Source organism: Bradyrhizobium paxllaeri (genome assembly GCF_001693515.2).
In the GTDB taxonomy this organism is placed as follows: Bacteria; Pseudomonadota; Alphaproteobacteria; order Rhizobiales; family Xanthobacteraceae; genus Bradyrhizobium; species Bradyrhizobium paxllaeri.
In genome coordinates this window covers 1335159-1358459 of the sequence record NZ_CP042968.1, presented here as the reverse complement: position 1 = coordinate 1358459, position 23301 = coordinate 1335159, and the positions used below count along the sequence as shown (strand labels likewise).

Sequence of the window (23301 nt, the reverse complement as noted above, 5' to 3'; positions counted from 1 at the left end):
TGACATATGCAAGGTTTTGTATCATATTGGTTCCATGAAAAAAGAGCCGGAACGCCAGGAGGATAGGGCCATCTCGCTTCTCCAGAAGCGAGGTATGATGCGCCTTTCCGAATTCCTCGAACAAGGAATCACGTCGGCGACCATTTCCCGGATGGAGCAAAAGGGCGCGCTCAATCAACTAAGTCGCGGTCTTTACCAGCTTCCTGACGCGCTGCTGGACAGCAACCACTCACTTGCTGTTGCCGCCAAACTCGTTCCCAACGGGGTCATCTGTTACGATTCCGCGCTCTCCTTTCATGAACTGACCGATCGCATTCCTCCCTATGTGTGGATGGCGATTGGTCCGCGCGATTGGCGGCCCAAGATCACGCGCCCTCGCATTCAAATCACGCGCTTCGGCCCCAAGGAATTCGACAAGGGCGTTGAACATCATTCCATCGAAGGCGTATCGGTATCAATTTATACGCCCGCCAAGACGATCGTCGACCTCTTCAAAAGTGGCCACCGTCAAAAAGCGTTCTACAATGCACCCGCAGGCCTTGCGCACGCTACGCAAGCCATGAAAGACGCGCTCAGGCTGCGCAAGGCGACACCTTCCGAGATCGCAAAATACGCCGTCGAAGCCGGCATATGGGAAAAAATCGTTCAGCCGCGCCTTGAGGCGCTGACTGTGAATGCGTAAGCCGCTGAAAAATGCCGGGGCTTCCGTCCGTGCCCGCCTGCTCAATCTTGCGAAAGAGCGCAACGAGCCGTTCGATCTCCTGCTCACGCAATATGCGCTCGAACGACTGCTCTACCGGCTGAGCATCAGCAAGTACAAGGATAAGTTCGTCCTCAAAGGTGCCATGCTGCTGCGACACTGGCTCGATGATCCACATCGGCCAACGCGCGACCTCGACCTGCTCGGCTTTGGCGAGAGCGATCCGCAACTGACCCTAGGTTTATTCAAAGAAATTTGTGAAACCCAAGCCGACGACGGCGTTACGTTCGATACCGGTACGCTGGAGGTCGACACGGTTCGCGACGACTCCGGCTATAGGGGCTTACGTCTCAAATGCTATGCTACGATTGACGGGGCGCGTGTGCGAATTGTCATCGACATCGGCTATGGCGACGCAACCGAGCCGGGGCTAAACGAGATCGAACTCCTGCCGCTGCTCAACCAGCCAGCGCCGAGGCTGCGGGCCTATCCGCCGGAGACTGTCATTGCCGAAAAATTCCAGGCGATGGTCCATCTTGGCCTTGCCAACACGCGTTTGAAGGATTTCTACGATATCTGGGTCCTTGCCCGAACCTACGAGTTCAAGGACGATCGCCTCGCGCGCGCAATTGAAGCTACCTTCGCGCGACGAAAGACCGAGATTCCAGCGGATCGACCGGACGCCCTCACCAAGGCGTATGCGGATGATCCGACCAAGGTCCAGCAATGGACGGTCTTTATCCAGGACGTTGCAGTCGATCCCGATCCTCTTCCTGGTGTCGTCGAGACGCTCGCCACTTTCCTAATGCCCCACGCAGAAAAGGCGCGGAATTTGAAAGGCTAGGAGCTGCAATGGTCGGTCGGACGAAAATCGCCGGCATCAACGGCAAGCCTCCTAAGACATCTCTCCACCACTGGTGGCCCCGAGGTCTCTCCGGACTTTGGAAGGACAAGGAAGGCAAGGTCACACGATTATCGTGGGATGGAACGATGCTAAGGGCGCCACCCAAGCAATTCGGCGCGATTACCAATGGCCACCACATCAAGCTCAACGGCCCATGGGCGGGATCGATCGAGCCGCTCTTCGACGATGCAGACAGTGTCTTACCGTCACTCGCTGCAAAATTGGAAAGCCTGTCGTACGTTGATGGGAAATGTGGCACGGCGATCGATGAACGCATCACACCTCACGAGATAACGCCTGAGGACCGAAAGTTGCTCGGCGAGGGCTTGGCTTCCTTGTTGGTTCGATGCCCTGCTCATCGCCATCAATTGCATCTGGCAACGGAGCGCTCTGCGGGTCGGACCGGTGACCGGGTTCAAAAACATGAAGGCGCACTCATCGCCCTGAACATCAATCAACACTATCGCCAGATCGTGCAATCTTTGGAACGTGGCGGGAAAGTCGTTCTGCTCCGATCAGGCGAACGAGAGTTCGTCATGGGCGAAGGCTATTTGAATACACTCGCTGGTCACACCGTCGAACTCTCGTACCAATGCCTCCTACCGCTCACGCCGACTATGGCTGTGCTTGCCTTCGCGCCGCGCAGGTATTGGACCAATCCACCTATTTGCACCATCGGCCTCAACCATGCCGAGGTTGACCTCATCAACGAAGTTACGCAGATCTATTCCCGTGATTACATCTTCTATCGGAACGAGGCGCCAAAATTGATTGACGCATTCACGGCTCGCGAATTCCGTGTTTTTCAGTATCATCGGTTCGAATGGCTCGATGCCGTGATGCAGGCGGTTGCAGCTTATGCACCAAGGCGGAGTGTGTCATAATGGATGCCTCCCATGAAGGTCGTTGATTCACTTCTAAACCGCTCTGAAAAAACGGTGATGCGCGAACTCGAAAAGATCGCATCGGACAATGCAATGAGGATATTCGCCAAGCCGCGGCTGTCCGATGTGATCCAGAAGAACAGCACGCATCTCACCAACCGCGAGTTCGATTTCTATACGCGGAGTCACTGCGATTTCGTTGTTGCCGACCCAGAAGCCAGACCGGTCATGGTCGTCGAATATGACGGGCCGCTGCACCGATTGAGCGACGAACAGCGGGAGCGCGATGCAATCAAGAATGAATTGTGTCGGCGAGCCGGATTGGGATTGCTTCGGATCAACGACAACTACGTCACGAAGATTTATCGTGGCATGACCGTCCTGCGCTGGATCATCGAAGTCGCCGAGCTAGAAAAGGTTTTCAATGCTGCGCAAGAAGGAGGTCACATTCCGTGGGATGAGCCTTTCGATCCGACATTTCTTGAGCCGGCCGGCTCCGGCGGTCGCTTTCCCTATTGGCTTGGTGCGGCGGCAACCCAATCCTTCCATAAGTTCTTCGGAACGCTCGATCGCGACATCCCGAAAGGCCTCAATGGTGTTCTCGGACAAGATGAGAACGGTGCCGCACGCAGACTTTCATGCCTCTATTTCGGAGACCAGAGTCTCTGGACGACGACCGGTATTCGTAAGCAAGATTTGCAATTTCCAGATTATGATCTCCTAGATGAGATCAACACTTGCGAGCTCGGCATTCTCCTAAAAAGGTTTCGACGAGGGCTGGTCCACGCGTCCTCTGTTGACGAATTTCGGCCGATCTTTGATCACTTTTGCAAGAGTTACAACGCACATCCGAGCTACTCCATGGGGGCTTTTCCGTTCGAAACCCATTGGAACTTCACCGAGGGGTGGAAGGCACGGCAGGCTTAAGCGCGTTGGCCGTTCAATCAACGTCTCCTTGAACTGCAAAGCGTATTCATTCGCTTTGGCGGGGCTGCCGCATCGCGAGTGCTGGCGCTCACGATCCGCCGCAAGACAGGCGGGACCCTCTGACATCAAGGATAGACGCGAACCACGGGCGGGGTCATTGCAGATCGAATGGAATAGTCACCGATCTGCCGCGCAACCTCGCCGGCGATGTACTGCGCGCCCATGACAATGTGCCCGACCGCCACCCGGTCGGGCTGTTCCGGAGAGTATCGGTTCTCGACGTATTGAGGTAACCGCTTGATGACGAGGAGCACGCGATCGAGATCGAACGCTTGGCTCCCCGTGCTGAACGCTTTGGCGGCAGACGCCAGATCATGACCATGCTTGCGGCGCTCTTTATCATCGATCCCCTGAGCGGCAAGGCCACCTTTAAGCGAGAGCTCCGCCCCAATTAGGCTGGATTGAACGGCTCCTCGAAAATCAAAAGCTACGCTCAAAGCGGCCGCGGCTGCCTGCAACTGGAATGAAGCCAGTTGAAGTAACTCCTGAGCTTCCTTTGAGGGCACCTTATAGTCGCCCAACCGACCTAATGCGCCCGCGAAGTCGAAAATATCAATGAACTGATCGTGGAAGGCCGCCAAATCCTGGGGGCGCGATGCCAACCAACGAAGTTGCATCTCTGAGAGATCAGTAAGCTGAAACGGATTGACGGACATCCGGCCGTAGCCATAGGGGATGTAAATCCGCGCGAAGATATCCCTAAACATAAAGACGCCGCCGTGAATGCCTCCAATCGCCAAGTCCGATGGCCGGTAGAGCGAGCCATGTATCTCCAGTATCCGTTGCGCCGTCGGAGGCATCCCGTCCCCTGTCATCACGAACGAGATGTAGCCAAGTTTCTTCATGACCTTAGAGACGATCGCCATGCTGCGCTGCTTAGGTGCCAGTCCTTCCGTCAGGGCTTCTTCGTCAGCCGCAATAACGAGTTCGAGTAGTTCGCTATCGGAATGCTCTTCACGCCCGGATGTTTTCTCGCCATGGGGAGGCTGCATAGCGTCGTCCTTAGCATCGTTGCGCAATCGGATATCCGTCAAATTCAAGCGGGCACCGTGCGAGCCGGCCTGCGCCATACACGAGGTAACGCAAGTCGACCAATGGCCTGTCGCTGCCTTAGAGCCGGCACCCTTAGTTCGAAATGTGAAGTTCAGTAAGGTGTCTGCGTGCAGCGCCCTCAAGCCCCACGAACGATGCGCCGGTTATAATCATCTGTGTTTGGGCGAACTCCTCTCGTTCCAACAGTTCGATGAACGGTTGGACGATGAAGTTCTCTTTATCTTCGATCAGCTCACCAGCAAATTCGGCGGGCATATCCAGAATTGCCAGACCTGGATAATGGCACTGGGCTTGGGCGCTCAGCGTCAACAGTCCGTAGTGGTAAGCCATGAGGAAGTACAGGGAGTCGGTTCCTCCCAATGCGGCTTGCCACTTCTTCGATCCAACTTTGAATCTGAACGAATTGGCCGAAATGTCCAATGACACGTCGTTGTGCGGCCAGATGCCCGGCTTTAGCCGATCGATCGCATGCAGGTACTCGTTCATTCCATCTGCCAGTACCTTACTGGCGTCGTCGAAGTCGGTTGCGCGGATCATCGCGCTCACTGTTTCGTCCAGTGGTCTGATGCGTTTTTCAATCTCGGTGATTTCAGATCCCAGCTTCAGGCCAAGTTCTACAGCGCCCTTTAACCGACCGAGCTGCCGTTGCCGCTCGTTCAGTTCGCCGAGTTCCATGTCTGTGGCGCTGATCTGTTCGCTGACCAAAGCAGAAACAGCCGCACGCAAGGGCGCGAGTTCGTTGTCTACCATCTTCAGGGTCTCTTTAGACTCTGCGAGTTGTGCCTCGATGCGCTTGCTGTCGCGGTGAAGAAGACTTAGCAGCTGTTGCGCCTCGGCTAGTTCCCCTTTCAAACGCTCGCTTTCGAATTTTAGCCTGGCTGCACCAAGCTCCTGAATCGCGGGTCCGTCGGGTAACTCCTGGCTGCATAGAAAGCAGCTATAGGGCCTCGATGCTTTATTTGTTACCGATTGATCGCAAGCCGGGCAATGAGTTACACGCAAGTCGGCCAGCAATTCTCCTGCGTCGCTGACACGGCTCAAGCGCTCCGCTTCCCCGTTGAGGGTCTCCTGATAAGCCTTCATTTCGGCGATACGTTCGGTGACACCCGCCGCCCGCTTACTTAATTCCTCCATTCCGATCACGAGACTGGCTCGCTTTTCTCCGAGTTCCTGACTGCGACCGCGTCCACTTGGCGGCAATGAGTTTGTCCGGATCGATTCGAGAATTTCGATTCGTCTAGTGCGAAGCTCGCTAGCGCTGTCTTCAAGCCGCTTTTGCGCTTCGACAACGCGGGCAATGGTTATAGCTCCCTTCAAGTCGGCATCCGCGAGTACATCACCCGCCAGCTCTTGCAAGGTCGCTTCGTATTGCTCCCGTCGCGCCTGAAGTTTGGCGGCTTCACTCTTCAGTCGGATTAGTTCTCCGTATTCGTCACTAAAGACGCTCTCGGCCAAGCCTAAGAACTGAAGCAGACAGGCATGTTGTTCACCTTCTGGCTGCTTGTCAGCAATATCGGTCCAGAACCGCTGCTGGCGGAATATATGTCGCAATAGCATCCGAAAGCTCAATTCCGGCCACGTTTGACCGGAGTAGGGGCTGCCTTTCGGGAAGTGAAGCAGGGGTATGTTCAGTTTCTCTAGCAACAAGCGTTGAAAATCTTGCGAGCCCATCGGAACGCCATTGACGAAGACCTTTGATTTTGCGCCCAGCTCGTCCCATTTCCGCTCGACGTGTAGGGTGTCATCAGCGACGCGCATTACGGCGGAAGCGCCACCGTATTTGATGGCAAGATGCTCATCGATGTCGGACTCGAACGGATTGGCTCCGCTGTCGCCAAGCAGGAAGTCAAGCGTCTGAAGCCAGCGCGTCTTTCCGGTGTTCGGGCGACCGACAAGGACATTGACACCATCCTCGAAGATTAGCTCTTCCGGTGCCCCGACTGTCTTTCGGCGTTCCACTCTCACAATGCGAAGCGTTGGCGTGCTCATCGGCGTATCACCTCACCGAGGGGCTTCTTGCCGACTTCCTCGTCAAACAAATTGTAAATCAGTTTCTTGAGCGTGCTGCCGCTCTTGGAGCCAAATTCCTTTTTGACGGCACGCATTCTTTCAACAAGCGACGCAAAGGACGGCTTTCCGGCGAGCGCAGTCGCTCGTTTTTTCCCGTCAGGCGTCAGCGTTATCAAATAGCCGTTCTTCTTCTTCACGACCTCGATCAATTGCCGCGCTTCGAGATAGGCCAGAACACGGTAGTATCGTTTGTCCCATGGGCCGTAGTGATGCCGGACCATAGCGGACTCGACTGTATCGCTGCCTTCTGCAACAGGCGGCGATGCGTTCTTTGCGACGGCGAAGAAATCTGGATATCTCACGAAGAAATCCAGCTTCGCCATTTTTGTCAATCCGTCGATCCGGTTGCCGGTTCCGCATAGGCTGATAAGTAGGAGTATTCTAGCTGCATGAAATTCAACAATGTTGTCCGCAGACAAAGGCAAGCTGACCGGGGCGAGGCCTATTTGATGTATCGACTTCATCGCTCTTGCCTCGTGAATCGATGAAGGCACCTGTCCGCGATGTCGTACATGCAGCCCTTCAGAAAGGCTGGCTGGTCATCAACGGGGTTGGACGAGTTCTGATTAATGGCATCCATTTTTTGCAAACACAAAGAATGGAAGATCGCTCCGTCAGCAGACAGCTCGCCTGCCATTTGTCCAGCACGCAACGTGGCAAGCTCCGACTTGACCCGCCGCTGCATCGCTTGGACATCGTTCTCGCTCATATAACGTGGCGTACGCATCATTTGCGCATAATCACGCCGCAACTCTAGTGCCATTCTGATCTGGTCGTCAGAAAGACTCGCGTCGTCCATCTTCTCCCGAAGTTTGGCGCCGGAAACGTCAGAGCATCCATCGACAAGTTCTTGAAGCCGATCACTCCACCACGCCAAAAGCGCGGCGCGGCTTATGATCTTTTTAGCCCTGTCGGGAATCCAGAATGCCCGCCCTGCGTCATAAGCCCACGAACGCAGTTCGCCTTCCACGACTTCTGCCTGCTCAGGCAGAATGAAAAATTTCTGGCTGAAGGCGATCTTCAGGATGCGCAACACGTTTTTGCTGCGGATCGTATCTTGGTCATGTCGCACGTCCCAAAGACAGTGCTCAAGCCAGTATTCGATGCCGCTTCCCTTCGCCGACTTGAGATCGGGAAGCTTTTCCTTGACGGATTCCGAAAGCGAGCCGAAGTCCGCGCAGGTTGTTTCGCGTCCCGGCCCGTAGCAGGGATATGTCAACAGCCTGAGTTCTGAATTTACGTCTCGCAGCGTGACAATCCGAAAGCGTGCGGTCTCTTTATGCTGATCGCGAGTCAGCGACTTTGCGCAAACGGAATCCGCCCCTTTCGCGCAAAGACTTGCGACCGACCAAAGTGTATCTGGTTCATTCGATTTGACTTGGACGTATTCGACGAACTCTTCGCCGTCCTGCACGCGCTTGATTAAGATGTCGTCGTGCGTCTCGCAATGCACCTTTTGAATGGTCGCGTCTTCGATCATATCCAGAAAAATATCGACGACGATCTCGTCTTGATACGAAAGGCCTGCACGCGCAGTCGGCCCGCCTTCCTCATGCGGATGATGGTCGTCAATGGACGGCAGCTCGATCTCGGCGGTGCTTGCTTCGTCGGACATACTGGGCGTTTCAATCGGTAGCTTTTTGCTTAGCCCCAACCCTTTCAAATTTTTCTGGTAACCGCAACGCTGACTTGCTAGATTTTAATAATACAGCTTCGGCTACACATTTAATAGCTCTTCCCAGCAAGTGGTGTACCGAGACGAAAGGTGGTCTTGATGTCGCTTTCAAGCTTGCTGCCTGCCGGACGATGCGTATGTCAGTACGTGCCACGACCGTAATACGCATTCAGGCGGTCGAGGGCCTTCATTATCGACTTCGACCTAGCGCTTTCTGGCGCGATTCAGAGATCGCCCTGGACCCTTGCCGCAGGTGCGAGATCAAGTAGCATGACGCCTGCTTTCTTGTACCGAAATCGGGGTTGGTAGATCGCCCGTATGACGCGGTTGGCGGCTTTGGCCAGCGTGCCGGTATCGGCACTGGCAATCGGCAGCCGGACCGAGCGTGTCACGTTGGACGGCGGATCGGTCGGCTTGAAGCGGTTCGTTTCGACGAATACGGACAGGTGCGCTGTTGCCAGACCTTGGCGGCGCATCTTTTCGGCGGCGCGTGCGACGTAACTCGCGACTGCTTCCTCCATTCCTTGCAACCTCGTGACCGGCCTTCCGAACGAGCGCGAAGCGATGATGCTTTTGCGATCCGGCGCGTGATGTTCGAGCGAGAGGCAGCCGACGCCGGGTAATTCCATGACCATGCGCCCGTGCGGGGGTCGAGAGGGCGCTGGGGAAGCGACACAGGACGTGAGCGTGTTCAAAGCACGTCTCGCCTTCAAGACATTCAACGTCGTGCGGCAAGGACGGATCGATTTAAAGAGATCATGACGGCCAAGGGTTACCAATATTCGATCACTCAATGTGATGTACCCGCCGAGAGATGGGCCACACTTGAGGCGTTTCGGGCGAAGCGCGAGACTTGGCTAGAGTGGCTCGACAACGATGAACACCATGCGATCTGGACCACCGTATCAGCGATGGTTTGGACAGACGTGTCATTTCGAACTCTCACTCAGCTAGCCGTCGATGATGAGAATAGCAGTCTCGGCAATTCGCTGATCGCAGAAGCGGTAATCAACGGGCACGTTACCACGCAGGTTCTTGCCATACGCCGACTGATTGATAACGGCAGCGACGTCATGTCGTTGCGTCGCCTGATTAAAGATGTGCGAAGGCATTTCGACCTGTTCACGCGAGAGAATTACGTCTGTCACGACGGCCTTCCCTATGATTTCGAAGACGTCCAGGTGAAGGCGATGAAGGAGCAAGTAGGACGTGGACCGGTCTGGTTGGCAACAAGCGGGCCGGAGGCATGGAGCACATCGCGGATGATGCACGAACAGTTTGACAGGCTGTCTGGCATTGACCCTTCCAAGCGCAATCGAGTGGACCGCTTGCCGATTGCGCTTATCGAGACAGTCGAAGATTGGCTCGATAAAAGCGGCTCAGATGATTTAGCAAAATGGAGCCATGCTTACCCTGGCCCATGCTGGAACGCGACAAAGGCGGGAGCGCATTGCGGGCCTGATGGTGACAACCAACAAGCTTACAGACGCGATTAGAACGCTGGCGCGGGTAACTGAAGCTGTATCAGCCGAAATTCTCTTTGCTAGCGGCAGACTGAATAGCCTGATGCCGGCCGCGCAGTTCGACCAATTCGAAAATCTGGACAGGCCAGTCATGCCAGCGGACGGCATGGAGAACGCGCAGCAGGTGTGGGAGGCGTTGAGCGACGAGCGGGAGCAGTATCTTGAAAGCGTCAGGGCAGACCTGATCCGCGCTGCAATCTTACAGAAGGCAGCACCGTGAAATGCGCCGTTCGCCGCTTTAAGAGTCTGGAGCTTGCGCTGAAAGAAATCGAGCCGTTTCGTGCGAAACGGCGCGCACCTGCAAGCCGGCAGGTATTCAAGCAACTCGGCGACCTGAGTCGCGCGAAATTCTCGCTAATTTGATCCTTTGCATAACGAAAAAGGAGGTCGAGGGGGCAGACGTAACGTTTTCAAGCGACCCGATCGGCGGCGACGGGATCATTCAAGACGTCAAAACTGGTGAGACATGGCCGACCGAACATGTGATGGTCCCTCGTCACGCGATCAAAGAATCTAATGACGCAAAAACGCTGATCCTCAAGGGAATCGAGCAAAAGCGCCAGAAGGGCGGCGAAGCTTACGCGGGCGGCAAGACGTTGGTTGTGTTTCTGGATGGACCAGTCGGCGAATGGAAGCCTAATGTCGTTGCGCGGGACCTGCCCGATCCGCTGCTTCTTCGCGGCTGTTTGGGTGGTGGGGTTGCGAGGCGTCGAGGACGGCGAGTACGTTTATAACGTTACTTGTCTGGATATCAGCGAGGGCGATGCACCAGCCTTTTACGTAGCCTTAACAAAACGTTCGACGGCTGGAGTGTGACGCAAGTTCAGTAATTGCGGGGGAAACATGTTTCAATGCGTAAAGGCGCTTGCTCGTAAAGCATGCCGCTTTGTTTCAAACATTTTTGGAGGGGATCAGGTGTCAACTGAACCGATTTATTTCGGAATCATCTCGGAGGCAGAAGTTGAAACATTGCGTCAGCACTGTTCACGTGGGAGGACGCACCCGCTGCTCGACTTGATCGCCCGAAAAGAGGAGCGATCGTGGTACGTCGTCGAGCACGCTGCAAGAATGATCTATCAGCATAATCAGACTTGGCTTGAAGGCCTCAAGGACCGCTTGCTCGCAACTGACGACTATACGCATGCGTCCAGCGCGATCGGTGAGATTCGCGCATACGGCGCGCTTTTGGATACGTGGATGGCGGTCACGCCCGGTCCCAAGGTTCCGTATTCAAAAGTGTCTCCGGAGTTCGGGGTGGATAACGGCGATGGAGATGTGATCGTTGAGGTTCACACGCGGCAACTAGACAACGCAGAGGCCGAGGGGTTGAAGCAGCACCATGCTGACCTGAATGCGGCGCACCAGAAGGCCGTCGCTGCCGCCCGTTCGACAGGAAGTACGGAAAGCGTTGTCACGAGTGGGGAGAAAGAGGTCTTTCCAACAGGGGCACCAAAGCCGGGCAAGAAAGGCGATACGTGGGTTACGAACACGATTAGCCGCATAGCCGCGATCAAGGAGAAGGAGCACCAGATCGATCCGGAACGCCCCTTCGTTCTGTGGCTCGATCTTCACGATTATTCGGTTTGGGGTTTCGCGCTCGACCTAGAGTTTTTCAGGCCGCTGTTTTCCGAGGGGAAAGACGGTTACGTCAATTCGGGTCCGTTTTGGTTCGCCGTATACGGCAAGAAGGGCGATCCGCTTTTATATTCGCAAAGTTTTGATTACCGCTCTATGCCACTGGCCCACGATGGCAGGTTCTTCCAAACAATGACGAAATCCCATGGTGGCCCCACGCGCGTGTCTGCTGTTGTTTTTTCCACGGTGGGAGCCACAATGGTGATGGAAAATCCAAACGCGGTTCATCCGTTGCCGAACAGAGTCAGGGCGGCTTTGATGAAGGTCCCCGACTTTCGTCTCGACCTTTCGATCATGGAGTGGGAGCCGGGCCTTGTATCGTCGACCGTAGAACAAGACCGAAAGGTGGTTGTCGCCGCAGCCACCACGCTTGGGAAATTCGATGCGGCTGGCTAACGATCACTGTCCGCTATCAGAGATCAGACTTCTAGTGAGCTGATGTCAGTCACATGAAACTGTAGTTGGTCACAAAGCCACAGCTGCGCCTTGAGCAAAAAGTTGTCGTACATCACTTCGAGTGACCTTTTTGCGGAGCCGCTGGGCTCGCGATCCATAAATGTTCAAGCCGCAATGACCGGTGCCGGGCCATTCAGGCTTGAATCAGCGGGCGGTGCGTTTGGCCGCAAACGGTGTCAATTGGTCGACGATGAGCAAATCACATCAAGCTTGTCAGTCAGCCCGATACTCCATAACGTCCGATGTGCGAAGTTCGATCGACGTTCAACTCGTACGCAGCAGCGACGGGTCGAGCGCAGGCAGCCTTATCGGGTCGAACGGCGCCAAGTCGACGCTTTGTGCTGCGCCATCCGCGATCAATTCGGCAATTGCTTCTCCGGTCGCTGGTGAGTTGAGGATACCCCAGACATTGTGCCCGGTAGCGACATAGAGCCCCTCGCTGCCTGGGACTTTGCCTATCAGCGGCAAGCCGTCATGTGTGACCGGTCGGAAACAGGCTTGCCGCGCGACGATCCTCTCTGGGCGGAAAACCGGCGACAATCGTTCGGCGATGGCCTGCAGGCGACCGATGGCCTCTGAATCCGGTTTTACGGCGGCGGGGTCGATCGGCAGCGGGACCACGTCGGATAGAGCCGTAATATGGGTGCTGCCGTCTGCGCGCGGAAACACCTCGACGCTGACCATGTCGCTGGTCTCGTCGTGATAGTCTAGAAATAGTGCGTGTGGGGGAACGTCTGCGCCGGTATCGTAGACAAGACTCGGACTACGCTGCCCGAAAACGGCCGGCAAGCTCATCCATTCCGCCGCCAGCAATGACCACGGTCCCATGGCGACAACGACGGCGTCTGCCTCAAGGATCTCGCCGTCAACTTCGACGTCCCGCACAGTCGTCGCGTGGGTATGCCTCACCACGCCAGTAGCGCGCCCGCGGCGCAGTTCGGCGCCGCGCGCTTGGGCGGCGCGCATCATAGCGGAGGTGAACATGCGGGGATGAACAATTGCCGTCGTCTCAGGGGTGCTTAACCGCGACGCAATAACAACCCCGTTGGAGAGCCAATCGAGCTCCGAAGGCTTCTGGCGGCGCGGGTCGCGCTCGGAAGCGACGAAGCCGCCGTAAGCGGTCATGGGACGATAGCCCCAATCGTCGGCGATCTCCTGCGGCAAAGCAGCGTGCAGCTGGAAACTGCGTCGGGCCAGTGCGTCTAACGGCGTGCCGGCACACCAGTCGAGTGCCAGAAATCCGCCGGCCTTTCCAGATGCTGCGGCGGCAACCTCGGTGCTCTCAACCACGATCACTTGGGCGCCGCGTCGGCTGAGGAAGTAGGCCGTGCAGGCGCCCACTACGCCGCCACCGCAAATCACAACCCGCATGGTCTCTCCGCTTGCAAGCAATCAAAACGCCGAGGAGGTCAGGTCCGCGATGCTAACGCGTCGGCAGCCCCTTTGTCCCCTTGATCTTATCAACGAACGACCATGTCTTGCGTACGTGGGCGCTGATGAAAGGGCCGACACATCCGGCGATTCTGGCGTGCAGTTTCAACACTTGGAACCAAGATTCAACCAAAGGAGCGGCTGTATCTTGAGACTAATCACCCCGGTTAACCGATGCCATCACGTAGAATGGCTGGACGCTTACCGCGTTGGCCTATTCCGGTTCAAATTCCGAAATCCAGTTGCGGCTCCGTGTCGTTCTCACCTTGCAGGGAAGACAGCGACACTCCCAGGAGGCGGACCGCTTTTGAAAGGGGCATGGCGTCTTCCAGCAGGCCGATCGCCAGGCGCGCGAGATCATCGCGGTTCGCGACGGGCGCAGACACGGATCGGCTGCGCGTGATGATCTCGAAGTCGGCGAACTTCACTTTAAGTGTGACCGTTCGCCCCCGAGTGCCCGCCGACTCGCAATATCGCCAGACCTTCTCTATCAGCGATTGGAGCTCCGCCACCATCGCGTCGAATTCCGTGAGATCGGTGAAGAACGTGTTTTCGGCGCCGACCGATTTGCGGATGCGATTGGCCCGCACGGGGCGGTCGTCGACGCCGCGCGAAATCCAGTAATAGTAGGTGCCGGACTTGCCGAAGTTCTCCTGCAGGAACGCGAGGGACTGATTGCGAATGTCGAGGCCGGTCCAAATCCCAAACGCGTTGAATTTGGCGGCGGTTGCCGGCCCGATGCCGTGAAACTTCCCGACCGGCAACGTCTCGACGAAGGCCGGTCCCATCTCCGGCGAGATAACGTACTGCCCGTTGGGTTTGCGGTGATCGGAGGCGAGCTTCGCCAGGAACTTGTTATAGGAGATGCCCGCCGACGCGTTCAGGCCGGTTTCAGCCTTGATCTTCTCTCGGATCCGCAGCGCGACGTCTCTGGCAAGCAGGATGCCTTGCAGGTTTTCGGTGACGTCGAGGTAGGCCTCGTCGAGCGAAAGTGGCTCGATAATTGGGGTGTGCTCGGCGAAGATATCGCGAATCTGTCGGCTGACCGCCTTGTAAACTTCGAAACGCGGCTTGACGAAGATCAGATCCGGACACTGGCGTTTCGCGGTGACCGACGGCATGGCCGAGCGAACGCCGTACTGGCGGGCTTCATAGCTCGCGGCGGCGACGACGCCGCGCTCGGCCGAACCGCCCACTGCCACCGGCTTGCCGCGCAAGTCCGGATTGTCGCGCTGCTCGACCGACGCGTAGAAGGCATCCATGTCGATATGGATGATCTTGCGGTGAGGCGCGGACGAAACGCTGTGTTTCGGATCGGGCGGGACCATGGGTGGATTGTACAGGGGACCGCAAGCCAAGTCGCGACCAGATAAGCCTCAATCCGCCGAGGGACATTCAGGGCAGGTGTCGCCGATCGAGTCCAGCACCTCGGCAATCGCGACGGCGGCCACTTGCGACGAAACGCCGGCCGGCGGATCCATCCGAGCGATCTGGAATGCGCGGTCGCGGGCATGCGGATCGGCGCGGTCCTGCATCCACCCATGCTCCTCGCATTCGCGAATGGCGCCGGCCTCGCTGAGCGTCGAAATCGCCCAGCCGCGTAGCGTCCGGATCGCTGGTTGCCTGTCCTTGGTCATCAGCATTCGAAATCGCTCCTAGCGGGCGAATCCTCACGCCTCGCCGTCGGTTCCGGGCTGCTAACACAGGTCAGAGATTCCGAATTGCATGGCCTATGGCTTTTCCACGTGTTCCGTCCGTCTGTGGATGTCAGGCGGCTAGCGCGGGATCTTCCTTTTCGCCCGTAGCCACGATCTTTAGCGCCCCGTCTGGCAACGGCCGCTGGAGCGCCTTGGCCTCGTCCCAAGGAGCGCGCAGCCAGACGTCGTACTCTTCGTTTGTGGTCAGGATCACCGGCATCGCCTTCGGATGGACGCGTTCCACCTCGGCGTTCGGCTTGCAGGTCAGGAAGGCGTAGACGTCGATTGTGACTTCTCCTTCCTTGGCCTTCCGGACGCTGGTCCAGTTCGTCCAGAGGCCAGCGAACGCCAGCAGCGGGCGGCTTTCGTCCGGAGCGAACCATACCGGCACCTTCTTGCCATCGATCGTGTCGTACTCGCTGAATGACGTTAAAGGGACCAGGCAACGGTGCTCGGTCGCGAGCCACCGCTTCCAATGTGCGCTGCTCACGTTTCGGATGTTGGTGGTGCCACTGTCTGGCTCCATCCGAAGCAATTCCTTGAAATCGACCGGCTTACCCTTGGCCTCGAGTTTTTGGGCTCGCTTCTTGGTGGCATCCAGGAGCGCCTGCTGGGAGGACGGCATGCCCCATCGAGCCATGACGATCTCACGACCGTCGGGCGCGTTGCGAATAATCGGCGCTGGGTAGTCCGGAAAGATGCCGGGCATGGAAGGCAGGTTGCCAACGTGACTGTTGAGTGCGTTGAACAGGCGGCGGATCGCGTCAACGTTCTTGGTCATCGAATAGAGATTGCACACGTTCAGTCCTCCGGTGGCACGATGCGCGGCCGCTGAGTTAGTTGCAGCAGCGTCGCCGCGGGGCGACGGCCCGCCTTGGCGCATTTCTGACAGCGCAGCCTGCCGGCGAGATCATGAACGAAGGTTGTCGATGGATGGGGCAGGGCAGCCAGATCGACCTGGCTCGGCGCCTTGCAGCGCGAGCACTCGATCTGAAGCAAAGGATAGCCGCCGTTTATCGCCTGGTCGACGGTCGGAGAGGGATCGATCGGTTCTCCGTCCGCCCACATCCGCTCGTTCCAGCTTTCAGCCAGGAGCCGATCGGCCTGGCGGATCAGTGCATCTCCCTTGGCGCGCAACTCGTCTGACTGAATGGCCAAAATGCCTGTCATCGCCCGCGCCTTGCCGAGCTCCTTCTTCAAGGCCTTGCGGTCTCTGCCAGACAGGGGCGTCGGGTGATACTTGGGAGTCATCCGGAGCGACGCCGGGCCATGATCAGATAGGCTCGAAGGCCGGCCAGCAGCCGTCTTCCTCATGACGGCCAGTCCGGTTCTGGCAGGTGTTGTCGAGCAGCCGCTGCCCCACCTCCCTCCAGCTGGCTTGCTGCCCGTACAGCCGGACGGCGTCGGCCTTCTGGATCTCGACAATGCGCTCGCATCTGCGACAGGACACCCGCAGGATATGTTGCGGGATTTCGGAGAGGCGCTGCCCCGCGCTCGGTTGTCTCAAAGGCCTGCTGCCGGCATAGGCATCATTCAGCACGGCCTGCCAATATTCGTCCGGCATCTCGTCTTGTGGGCCAAGATGAGGCGCCCCTATGGATTTACCTCCAATCGAAGCGGCCAGCTTTTCCATTTGTTTCGGGGTAGGCATCCGCCAACTCGCGGGTCGATCGCTCATGGCATAATTAGAACATATCAAGAACAGATGTCGAGTCCGACCAACGGCGGATGTAAATGATCTTTTCTGGTGTCGACGGTGCGTATCCAAATTGAGTCGCAAAACCCGGGCGGCATGTCGGAACCAGCCCCTTTCGATCGTCTTGAATCTGAGCTGCCCCGAAAACGGAGTTCTGCGTACATGGCCCCCCGCGCCAACTGGAAAGGCTTTTTGCGCCTGTCCCTCGTCACTTGCCCGGTCGCGCTGTATCCAGCCACCTCCGAGTCCGAGAAAATCTCGTTCAACCAACTCAATCGGCAGACCGGTCACCGCATCAAATACCTCAAAGGTCGACGCGGACACCGGGGAGGAGGTCGCCAACGAGGACATCGTCAAGGGTTACCAGCTCGAGAAAGACCAGTTCATCGAGATGACGAAGGAAGAGCTCGAAGAGATCGCGCTGGAGTCCACGCGTACCATCGAAATTGACGAGTTCGTCGAGAAGTCCGAGATCGATCCGCGTTACCTGATCCGTCCCTACTATCTGCGTCCAGACGGGAAGGTCGGTCACGACGCTTTCGCGGTCATCCGCGAAACCATCCGGGAGATGAACAAGGTCGCGATCGGGCGCGTGGTGTTGACCAATCGCGAGCACATCATCGCGCTTGAGCCACTGGATAAAGGGCTGGTTGGTACCTTGTTGCGCTACCCCTACGAAGTGCGCTCTGAACAGGAGTATTTCGACGATATCCAGGACGTTAGAGTCACGAAGGACATGCTGGATCTTGCCAGGCATATCGTGAACCAGAAGTCCGGACGCTTCGAGCCGGAGAAATTTGAGGATCAGTACGAAACGGCCCTGATCGACCTCATCAACCAGAAGCGTGCCGGCAAGCCGATCACGCCAAAGGAGCGACCCCGCGGCGAGAACGTCGTCGATCTGATGGAGGCGTTGCGACGAAGCGTCGGCGGGGCTGCGGCCGAAACGAAGGCCACGAAGAAGCCGGCGAAAAAGCCGCGCAAGGCGGCAGCCGGACAGAAGGAAATGTTGATGCCGATCGCCGGCAAAAAGAAGGAGACGGCGGCGAAGAAGCCGGCAGCCAGGCCGCAGCGCAAGTCCGCCTGATTGTGATACCGTGTGATCGGCGAAAACCACGCGTGAGCGTTCTCGTACCAATGCCGGTAAGAGGGAAAGCCGGCCTACGATGTTCGCGCTCACATTCCTAGGGACATCGGCAAGCGTTCCGTCGGCTGAACGGAATCATCCCGGTCTCCTCGTCGAGGCCGGAAGTCACCGCATTCTGGTGGATTGCGGAGAAGGGACGCAGCGCCAATTGCTCCGCAGCGGCGCGGGCTTTCGAAGGCTCGATCGGCTCTTGTTGACCCACGGCCATTTCGACCACGTGCTTGGCATTCCCGGTCTCTTTTCGACCCTGCGGCTGCGACAGAGCACTGAGGTCATGACGATACACGCAAGCCCGGCCACACTCGAAGTCGTCATCGGGATGCTCGCCGGCCTCTGGGGCGAGGGAAGGGCACCCATTCCACTCGAGCTTGTTCCGCTGACCGCAGGTCAAGTCATTGACGGAGGCGAGTTCACAATTGCCTGCTTCCCGGTTCGCCACCGCGATACCGACAGCTTCGGATTCTCATTTGAAAGTCGGGCTCGCCGTCACCTTCGGCCGGACCGCCTTGCCGCCCTCGGCGTGCCCGACGGTCCGGTGCGCAAGGAGCTGGCGGAAGGAAGACCGGCGACACTCGCGGACGGTAGGACAATTGATCCCGAAGGCGTTCTCGGTCCGCCAGAGCGGCGCAGGAAGCTCGTCATCGTGGGCGATGCCGAAACACAAACGACCCGTCGCAGCGGTTGAGCCTCCTTTTTCAACAATTGCCCACCGCAACAGGACGCGACGCAGCGATTGCAAAGGCGATTGCAGACCCGCAGTTTGTCGTCAACGACCCGCAACGCAGCTGGCTTTATCTCGTGCAACGAGATGCACCTGCGGCTCTGCTCGAAGGACTGCGTCGGCGCCTGGAGGCAGGACTTGAACTGCCATACCGTGCTGACGAAATTCTATCGGACTTGGACGTGGTCGATAAAGGACCGATCGTCGATGCCATCCTCGACGTTAGTAGCGAGAATCGCAAGATCAATCCTGCTGCTGCAGTGGTTGGCCCAGCAACAATTGAGGCGCTCCTCGATAAATATCTAGCGATCAAGCAAGCGTTGCGGAAGGATCGGAACGACCGCGCGCTGTGGGACGAGCATAACCGCATCGAGTCCAGAATCCAGTGCACGCGCCCTGCGATTTTCGCTGCGACCATCTTGCGCAAGGCAAAGTCAGACGATCCTTCCATCATTTCGGCCTTAGCAACTCTTGTGTCTCATCACGGTGCCCGCCATGAGGATCGCGGCAGACCTCTAGCGATTGATCCAACGACCAAAGGCGCGTGGATTGATCTTCTGCGAAGCTGGGTCGACGCGGTGATTGCATCACCTAGCGCAGGACGATACGCGCTTAGCGAGGTGTCAAATGCCATTGGTCGTTTGGGTTTTGAGGAACTAGCACCCCAACTAAAACGTCTCCTGTACGAGGAACTAGTGCGCCTGAAAAGAGCGCAACAAGGCCGCGCCGCCGCTTTGAGGCGTGGAGATATCGTAGCGTCGTCTGATGCAGGCATGCGCTATGACAATCAGTACCAAGCGTCTTTCATCCGTCTCGGCGGAGACGCGGTTGCGGCCATTGCTAAGGAATATCTCGAAGAAAGGAACTTTGGCTTTTCGGCCGCGCTGATACTCAAATCTATATCCGACAGGCAACTAAACTTGCCCGAACCAAGCTTTCATCGCCAGTGGCCGTGGTTCGACGGAGTGGACGCGGCCCGGAAGAGCAGAGCTGCATCGCCTCAGCCAACACCTGCCAACGCGCTCGCGACACCGATTTTTGCGGCCATAAACCGGTTGGCAAGATCGGAGGCAGAAAAAGAGGACCAGTTGCTCGCTATCAACTTAACCCGCATCGCCTTAAGTATGCCGCATGGCGATCGTGATGAGCTCGTTGCCCGGGTTGTGGCTTTGCCGCAGCCTTTGGCGACGAAGCAGACACTCCTCGCTGCTATGGTGCTCGATGGACAAATCATCGATGTGGATTTCGTCATGCAGGCCATCGACGACTGGCTCTTGGATGCCGGTGACGATCCAATCAAGGCTTGGCACAAGCGGCAAAACACGTGGGAAATCGAGCCTTGGCTCGAATTACTGCCGTTCACGACGCGGCCCGAAGCCGTGTTTGACGGCTTGGCCAAGGTAAAGGCGTTCTATGGCCGTGACTGGGCAAAGCGATGGGAACGTGTGGTAAGGGCGGTTGCGGCCGTGCCCGATGCAGCAGGGATCACTCTGCTAACAAGCCTGGCACGTGAACACAAAGATATAGCAGACGACCACGCTTGGATGCAGGCGATCCTCAACCGGGGCTCTCTCGGATCCGTGCTCTTGTACGTCGATCTGTTCATCGAGCGTATCTTGGGGATTGGGCCTCATGGCGTCGATGCGTGGCATGTCGGTCGCCAACTCGCGGATTACGCGCAGAAATTTTCTGAGTTAAAGCCTGAACTGCGGAAACGCTACGAGACGGTTGGCAATGGTCCGGGCCGGGCAATGCTTGAGCATTTCTTTGGTGATGCGGCCGGCGCGGATGATCTTCTTGCCATGGTCAAGAAGTACGCAGCGAATAACGAGCCTTATAATGGCGAGATGGCGCGAGCTGTGGAAGCTGTGGCAGTTGACAAGGTGCCCACTGCCGAAGGCTCGAACGCTTACAACATCTATCCGGCTCCTGTGAGGAAATTGCGTAAAGCGCTCTTCGAGTTGCTCAATGGCTCATCCGTGGAAGCATCTATCGCCAAGCAATGTCTCAACGCTATTGACAAGCTCCGAGACGAATACGGCATCGCAGCCGACGACGCCCGGCATCCAGACGTTATGTCCGAACGACCGTGGCCGCTAGAAGCGAAGGCCTCATAATTGGCACCGTCGCGACCGATCCGTTCACGTCGCGCTGATCTGGCCGAGAAGTTCGTCCAGTGTTGCAAATTGGACCCCAAACTCCGCCTTGAGCCAGGCTCTGTTAGTCGGACTGAGAATCGATCGGACCGTTCCATGAGCCAGATCGTTAGTGCACAAAATATCGTTTCGATAGGCTATGTGGGCAGCGACAATCTCCCCGTCAGCCCATTCTGCACAGGCCTTGCGAAACCTCTTCTCCTGGAGCACTCCGCTGGCACCCTGCCACCCACCAGCGGCTTCAAATGCAGCCCTGCCTACGCCCCGAGCCTCAATGCGGGCCAAGGTATCAATCTGACGTTGCTCGCGCTCGCCGTCCCCGTGCGCTGCGTGCGCAAAGAGCGCCGGGTCAGCGATATCGACCGGCCTGGGTAATCCGAGCCATGACGCGGTGCGCATAAGCCTGATACCCGCATCGAGTGCACTTTTTAGCTTTGCCGATTGGATAACGGGCAGGCCAGGATGACGGGCGTCATCGGGGCCCATCGTCATTAATTGAATGTAGGGCTTGCCATCCCTCTCAACTATGGAAAAGGGAAACTGCACCTGCATTGCAGGCTCGGCGAAATAGGCCGTTCGATCGGTCTTACGAATTGCCTCGATCCGAAAGCTCGCTTCGCTTATGAATCCAGTGATCCGGTTATTCGCGAGCGCAGCTCGAATAAGTCTCCAATCGCAGTCCGCCGGATCGAATATTTTTTCCCAAGCATTGCTGTCGAACGATATCCGCATACTCAGACCTTATCGCTGAACAAAGTTCAGCTTCGACGTTTTCGGTCAGCATCGAAGATACTCCATGCTGGGTGGAGCCGCTGTCAATAGTTGGTAGTGCTTGAAATCAAACGGGAAATTCTGCGAACGCGCCCGCCGCAATCTCAGGTGAGCTTTCGTAGATTTTGCCGCGTTCTGGAGCTCCGCTTTGCAGGCATTCCCAAGAAAACCGTGAACACGCGAAGAACGCTGAACGAGCAACCACAATGCCACGTTGGCTATTGCATCAAGCTGCGGCAACGGTCGATTTGCGGAAAATTTACCACTATAAGCCCGCGATAAAATTCACCGTTTGAAAAACCGTTTTAATCTCTCGCACTCAAACGGTGAGCTTTTCTAAGTGCTTGATTTGACTGGCGCGCCCGAAGAGATTCGAACTCCTGACCCCCAGATTCGTAGTCTGGTGCTTAACGTGGCTGTGGGCTTGCAATTTGTCCAGATTTGGACTATATCCATATTCGACAGGAGCGATCCATGTTGAATAAACGCAAGCCGACCCCCACTGGGACAGTAAAAGGGCCTCAACGTCTTGATAGCTCACGATTTGCTCCCGCCAACCGAAGGCGGCTCAGCGCGCCAGCCCTACGAACCTTCCTCGCGATTGCGGATCTCTGGGGATTGACGGAAGAGCAGCGCCTCCTGGTGCTCGGGTATCCATCCCGGTCCACTTACCATAACTGGTGCAAGCAAGCCCGTGAGCACGGCGCGTTCACACTTGATGTGGACGTTCTGACGCGCATTTCAGCGGTATTCGGTATCCACCAAGCACTGGGGATCCTCTTTCCCCAGGAACGGCTCGGTGTTGATTGGTTGCGAACTCCACATAACGAGATCGTCTTCGGTGGACATGCGCCGCTCGATCTCATCACCAATGGCTCTCAAGATGGGTTGCTATCGGTGCGTCGTTTCCTCGACGGCGCACGTGGCGGCCTTTACATGCAGCCGAACACGATTGACGAGGCCTTCACGCCTTACGACGACACGGAGATCGTCTTCCGGTGACGGACGCTTTCGTACCCTCGCCACGGCCTGCCCATCGTTTGATCCCTTCACAATTTCCTCCCATCGGGCTGTTCGATACGGTCGCGACAGCGGCCGATCTTTCAGCGGTGATGGATCTCGTCGGTTGGACGAATGACCGTCTTGTGGCCGAACGTATCGATCGGCTACCGCAGAGCGAATGGGTATATGGCACCCCTAACTCCAGCATCGTCATGGCAGCCTTTCTCCACGTCGCTCCCGGCGGAATGAGATTCAACGGACCGGAGCTTGGCGCCTGGTATGCGGCTGATGATATTCGCACGGCGGCTGCCGAGGTCGGTCATCACCTTCGGCGCGAAGCGGCTGCTCGCAACATCGCCACGATGAGCCGGACTTACAGGGCATACACCGCTACGCTGCTAGGAGATTATCTCGACATCAGAGGGCAGCAACTCGCACTTCCCGAAGTGTATGCGAGCGAACGTTATGATGCTTCGCAGAAGCTTGGCGAGGATATTCGCGCGTCAGGTCGTGCGGGGCTGCTCTACGACAGCCTAAGGCGTCGCAAGGGTATCAACGTCGTCGCGCATAGACCGCGCAACATCGTAGATATTTTGCAGACGGACCACTTTGAAATCACTGTGCAAACAGCAGCGCGCACGATCGACGTGCGACAACTATCCAACTGAGTAGTACGCGGACCGAATTGAACCGCACTCTCTACATCGTGAATTCTGGCATGATCTGATGAAGCAATTAGTTCCCCATCAAGCCGAAACGCGCAAGTTTCCATACTACGCCAAAATGCGATTTG

General features: G+C 57.0%; 23 protein-coding genes and 2 pseudogenes. 13 read left to right on the top strand and 12 right to left on the bottom strand.

Annotated features, from left to right (window positions below; genetic code table 11):
- Positions 1–94 precede the first annotated feature (94 nt).
- Genes LMTR21_RS06370 through LMTR21_RS06355 form a run of 4 tightly spaced genes read left to right on the top strand, consistent with a single transcriptional unit; the run spans position 95 to position 3415 of the window.
- A complete protein-coding gene (locus tag LMTR21_RS06370; RefSeq protein ID WP_246175278.1) occupies positions 95–682 on the top strand; it encodes a type IV toxin-antitoxin system AbiEi family antitoxin domain-containing protein in 588 nt (195 codons plus the stop codon).
- Complete coding sequence (locus tag LMTR21_RS06365) at positions 675–1544, top strand: nucleotidyl transferase AbiEii/AbiGii toxin family protein (protein WP_065755762.1); 870 nt, start codon at positions 675–677, stop codon at positions 1542–1544. Before LMTR21_RS06370 ends, LMTR21_RS06365 begins: the two co-directional genes overlap by 8 nt.
- Positions 1545–1552: 8 nt before the next feature.
- Positions 1553–2488, top strand: a complete 936-nt coding sequence (locus LMTR21_RS06360; RefSeq protein WP_065755761.1) for a hypothetical protein — start codon at positions 1553–1555, stop codon at positions 2486–2488.
- A 12-nt stretch (positions 2489–2500) separates the two neighbouring features.
- Entirely contained in the window at positions 2501–3415 is a 915-nt protein-coding gene (locus LMTR21_RS06355; RefSeq protein ID WP_187399316.1) for a DUF2726 domain-containing protein, read from the top strand.
- 125 nt (positions 3416–3540) lie between these two features.
- Here the strand turns inward: LMTR21_RS06355 and LMTR21_RS06350 are convergent, their stop codons facing one another.
- The 5 genes from LMTR21_RS06350 to LMTR21_RS40680 form a co-directional block, all read right to left on the bottom strand.
- The gene (locus LMTR21_RS06350) at positions 3541–4545 is read right to left on the bottom strand and encodes a hypothetical protein (protein ID WP_065755759.1); all 1005 of its coding nucleotides are present in this window, start codon (positions 4543–4545) and stop codon (positions 3541–3543) included.
- 55 nt (positions 4546–4600) lie between these two features.
- The gene (locus LMTR21_RS06345) at positions 4601–6517 is read right to left on the bottom strand and encodes a hypothetical protein (RefSeq protein WP_065755758.1); all 1917 of its coding nucleotides are present in this window, start codon (positions 6515–6517) and stop codon (positions 4601–4603) included.
- Complete coding sequence (locus LMTR21_RS06340; protein WP_141688571.1) at positions 6514–7062, bottom strand: hypothetical protein; 549 nt, start codon at positions 7060–7062, stop codon at positions 6514–6516. Before LMTR21_RS06340 ends, LMTR21_RS06345 begins: the two co-directional genes overlap by 4 nt.
- Positions 7059–8213, bottom strand: a complete 1155-nt coding sequence (locus LMTR21_RS06335) for a dsDNA nuclease domain-containing protein (RefSeq protein ID WP_141688570.1) — start codon at positions 8211–8213, stop codon at positions 7059–7061. The genes LMTR21_RS06340 and LMTR21_RS06335 overlap by 4 nt, the downstream gene beginning before the upstream one ends.
- Before the next feature lie 284 nt (positions 8214–8497).
- Positions 8498–8794 carry a DinB/UmuC family translesion DNA polymerase gene (locus LMTR21_RS40680; RefSeq protein WP_246175276.1) on the bottom strand — a complete coding sequence of 99 codons (297 nt, stop codon included), beginning with the start codon at positions 8792–8794 and terminating at the stop codon, positions 8498–8500.
- Positions 8795–9031: 237 nt separating this feature from the next.
- Here LMTR21_RS40680 and LMTR21_RS06320 point away from each other — a divergent pair, with 237 nt between their 5' ends.
- From LMTR21_RS06320 to LMTR21_RS06305, 4 genes are all read left to right on the top strand, one after another.
- On the top strand, positions 9032–9769 hold the full coding sequence (locus LMTR21_RS06320) for a hypothetical protein (RefSeq protein ID WP_065755755.1): 738 nt from the start codon (positions 9032–9034) through the stop codon (positions 9767–9769).
- Positions 9770–9839: 70 nt separating this feature from the next.
- On the top strand, positions 9840–10016 hold the full coding sequence (locus LMTR21_RS39925) for a hypothetical protein (protein ID WP_187399315.1): 177 nt from the start codon (positions 9840–9842) through the stop codon (positions 10014–10016).
- A 139-nt stretch (positions 10017–10155) separates the two neighbouring features.
- Positions 10156–10530 (top strand): hypothetical protein, encoded by a 375-nt coding sequence (locus tag LMTR21_RS06310; RefSeq protein ID WP_065755754.1) that lies wholly within the window; start codon positions 10156–10158, stop codon positions 10528–10530.
- Between the two features lie 109 nt (positions 10531–10639).
- On the top strand, positions 10640–11827 hold the full coding sequence (locus LMTR21_RS06305) for a hypothetical protein (RefSeq protein ID WP_141688567.1): 1188 nt from the start codon (positions 10640–10642) through the stop codon (positions 11825–11827).
- A gap of 324 nt (positions 11828–12151) precedes the next feature.
- Here LMTR21_RS06305 and LMTR21_RS06300 read toward each other — a convergent pair whose 3' ends face one another.
- The 6 genes from LMTR21_RS06300 to LMTR21_RS06275 form a co-directional block, all read right to left on the bottom strand.
- Positions 12152–13258, bottom strand: a complete 1107-nt coding sequence (locus LMTR21_RS06300; RefSeq protein ID WP_065755752.1) for an NAD(P)/FAD-dependent oxidoreductase — start codon at positions 13256–13258, stop codon at positions 12152–12154.
- 284 nt (positions 13259–13542) lie between these two features.
- On the bottom strand, positions 13543–14646 hold the full coding sequence (dinB, locus tag LMTR21_RS06295; RefSeq protein ID WP_065755751.1) for a DNA polymerase IV: 1104 nt from the start codon (positions 14644–14646) through the stop codon (positions 13543–13545).
- A gap of 48 nt (positions 14647–14694) precedes the next feature.
- The gene (locus tag LMTR21_RS06290) at positions 14695–14961 is read right to left on the bottom strand and encodes a hypothetical protein (protein WP_065755750.1); all 267 of its coding nucleotides are present in this window, start codon (positions 14959–14961) and stop codon (positions 14695–14697) included.
- A 124-nt stretch (positions 14962–15085) separates the two neighbouring features.
- Positions 15086–15814 carry an SOS response-associated peptidase gene (locus LMTR21_RS06285; protein WP_065755749.1) on the bottom strand — a complete coding sequence of 243 codons (729 nt, stop codon included), beginning with the start codon at positions 15812–15814 and terminating at the stop codon, positions 15086–15088.
- 2 nt (positions 15815–15816) lie between these two features.
- Positions 15817–16266 (bottom strand): hypothetical protein, encoded by a 450-nt coding sequence (locus LMTR21_RS06280; protein WP_065755748.1) that lies wholly within the window; start codon positions 16264–16266, stop codon positions 15817–15819.
- A gap of 22 nt (positions 16267–16288) precedes the next feature.
- On the bottom strand, positions 16289–16693 hold the full coding sequence (locus LMTR21_RS06275) for a hypothetical protein (protein ID WP_084030897.1): 405 nt from the start codon (positions 16691–16693) through the stop codon (positions 16289–16291).
- 180 nt (positions 16694–16873) lie between these two features.
- On the opposite strand from LMTR21_RS06275, the pseudogene ku reads away from it, so the two are divergent.
- The 3 genes and pseudogenes from ku (at position 16874) to LMTR21_RS06260 (ending at position 20696) form a co-directional block, all read left to right on the top strand.
- Positions 16874–17798, top strand: a pseudogene (gene ku / locus LMTR21_RS06270) (non-homologous end joining protein Ku).
- A 79-nt stretch (positions 17799–17877) separates the two neighbouring features.
- A pseudogene (locus LMTR21_RS06265) lies at positions 17878–18519 on the top strand (MBL fold metallo-hydrolase); the annotation flags it as partial.
- Between the two features lie 20 nt (positions 18520–18539).
- Positions 18540–20696, top strand: a complete 2157-nt coding sequence (locus tag LMTR21_RS06260; protein WP_065755746.1) for a hypothetical protein — start codon at positions 18540–18542, stop codon at positions 20694–20696.
- A 24-nt stretch (positions 20697–20720) separates the two neighbouring features.
- On the opposite strand, the gene LMTR21_RS06255 is transcribed toward LMTR21_RS06260, so the two are convergent.
- On the bottom strand, positions 20721–21467 hold the full coding sequence (locus LMTR21_RS06255; RefSeq protein ID WP_065755745.1) for a hypothetical protein: 747 nt from the start codon (positions 21465–21467) through the stop codon (positions 20721–20723).
- Positions 21468–21980: 513 nt separating this feature from the next.
- Here LMTR21_RS06255 and LMTR21_RS06250 point away from each other — a divergent pair.
- A complete protein-coding gene (locus tag LMTR21_RS06250; protein ID WP_065755744.1) occupies positions 21981–22508 on the top strand; it encodes an MbcA/ParS/Xre antitoxin family protein in 528 nt (175 codons plus the stop codon).
- A complete protein-coding gene (locus tag LMTR21_RS06245) occupies positions 22505–23176 on the top strand; it encodes an RES family NAD+ phosphorylase (protein ID WP_065755743.1) in 672 nt (223 codons plus the stop codon). Before LMTR21_RS06250 ends, LMTR21_RS06245 begins: the two co-directional genes overlap by 4 nt.
- The last annotated feature ends 125 nt before the right edge of the window (positions 23177–23301 follow it).

Excerpts from the sequence above, each read along its gene's own strand:
- LMTR21_RS06370 (WP_246175278.1), top strand. The coding sequence starts at position 95 with ATGATGCGCCTTTCCGAATTCCTCGAACAAGGAATCACGTCGGCGACC.
- LMTR21_RS06365 (WP_065755762.1), top strand. The coding sequence starts at position 675 with ATGCGTAAGCCGCTGAAAAATGCCGGGGCTTCCGTCCGTGCCCGCCTG.
- LMTR21_RS06360 (WP_065755761.1), top strand. The coding sequence starts at position 1,553 with ATGGTCGGTCGGACGAAAATCGCCGGCATCAACGGCAAGCCTCCTAAG.
- LMTR21_RS06355 (WP_187399316.1), top strand. The coding sequence starts at position 2,501 with ATGAAGGTCGTTGATTCACTTCTAAACCGCTCTGAAAAAACGGTGATG.
- LMTR21_RS06350 (WP_065755759.1), bottom strand. The coding sequence starts at position 4,545 with ATGGCGCAGGCCGGCTCGCACGGTGCCCGCTTGAATTTGACGGATATC.
- LMTR21_RS06345 (WP_065755758.1), bottom strand. The coding sequence starts at position 6,517 with ATGAGCACGCCAACGCTTCGCATTGTGAGAGTGGAACGCCGAAAGACA.
- LMTR21_RS06340 (WP_141688571.1), bottom strand. The coding sequence starts at position 7,062 with ATGAAGTCGATACATCAAATAGGCCTCGCCCCGGTCAGCTTGCCTTTG.
- LMTR21_RS06335 (WP_141688570.1), bottom strand. The coding sequence starts at position 8,213 with ATGTCCGACGAAGCAAGCACCGCCGAGATCGAGCTGCCGTCCATTGAC.
- LMTR21_RS40680 (WP_246175276.1), bottom strand. The coding sequence starts at position 8,794 with ATGGAGGAAGCAGTCGCGAGTTACGTCGCACGCGCCGCCGAAAAGATG.
- LMTR21_RS06320 (WP_065755755.1), top strand. The coding sequence starts at position 9,032 with ATGACGGCCAAGGGTTACCAATATTCGATCACTCAATGTGATGTACCC.
- LMTR21_RS39925 (WP_187399315.1), top strand. The coding sequence starts at position 9,840 with ATGCCGGCCGCGCAGTTCGACCAATTCGAAAATCTGGACAGGCCAGTC.
- LMTR21_RS06305 (WP_141688567.1), top strand. The coding sequence starts at position 10,640 with ATGTTTCAATGCGTAAAGGCGCTTGCTCGTAAAGCATGCCGCTTTGTT.
- LMTR21_RS06300 (WP_065755752.1), bottom strand. The coding sequence starts at position 13,258 with ATGCGGGTTGTGATTTGCGGTGGCGGCGTAGTGGGCGCCTGCACGGCC.
- dinB (WP_065755751.1), bottom strand. The coding sequence starts at position 14,646 with ATGGTCCCGCCCGATCCGAAACACAGCGTTTCGTCCGCGCCTCACCGC.
- LMTR21_RS06290 (WP_065755750.1), bottom strand. The coding sequence starts at position 14,961 with ATGCTGATGACCAAGGACAGGCAACCAGCGATCCGGACGCTACGCGGC.
- LMTR21_RS06280 (WP_065755748.1), bottom strand. The coding sequence starts at position 16,266 with ATGACTCCCAAGTATCACCCGACGCCCCTGTCTGGCAGAGACCGCAAG.
- LMTR21_RS06275 (WP_084030897.1), bottom strand. The coding sequence starts at position 16,693 with ATGAGCGATCGACCCGCGAGTTGGCGGATGCCTACCCCGAAACAAATG.
- LMTR21_RS06255 (WP_065755745.1), bottom strand. The coding sequence starts at position 21,467 with ATGCGGATATCGTTCGACAGCAATGCTTGGGAAAAAATATTCGATCCG.
- LMTR21_RS06250 (WP_065755744.1), top strand. The coding sequence starts at position 21,981 with ATGTTGAATAAACGCAAGCCGACCCCCACTGGGACAGTAAAAGGGCCT.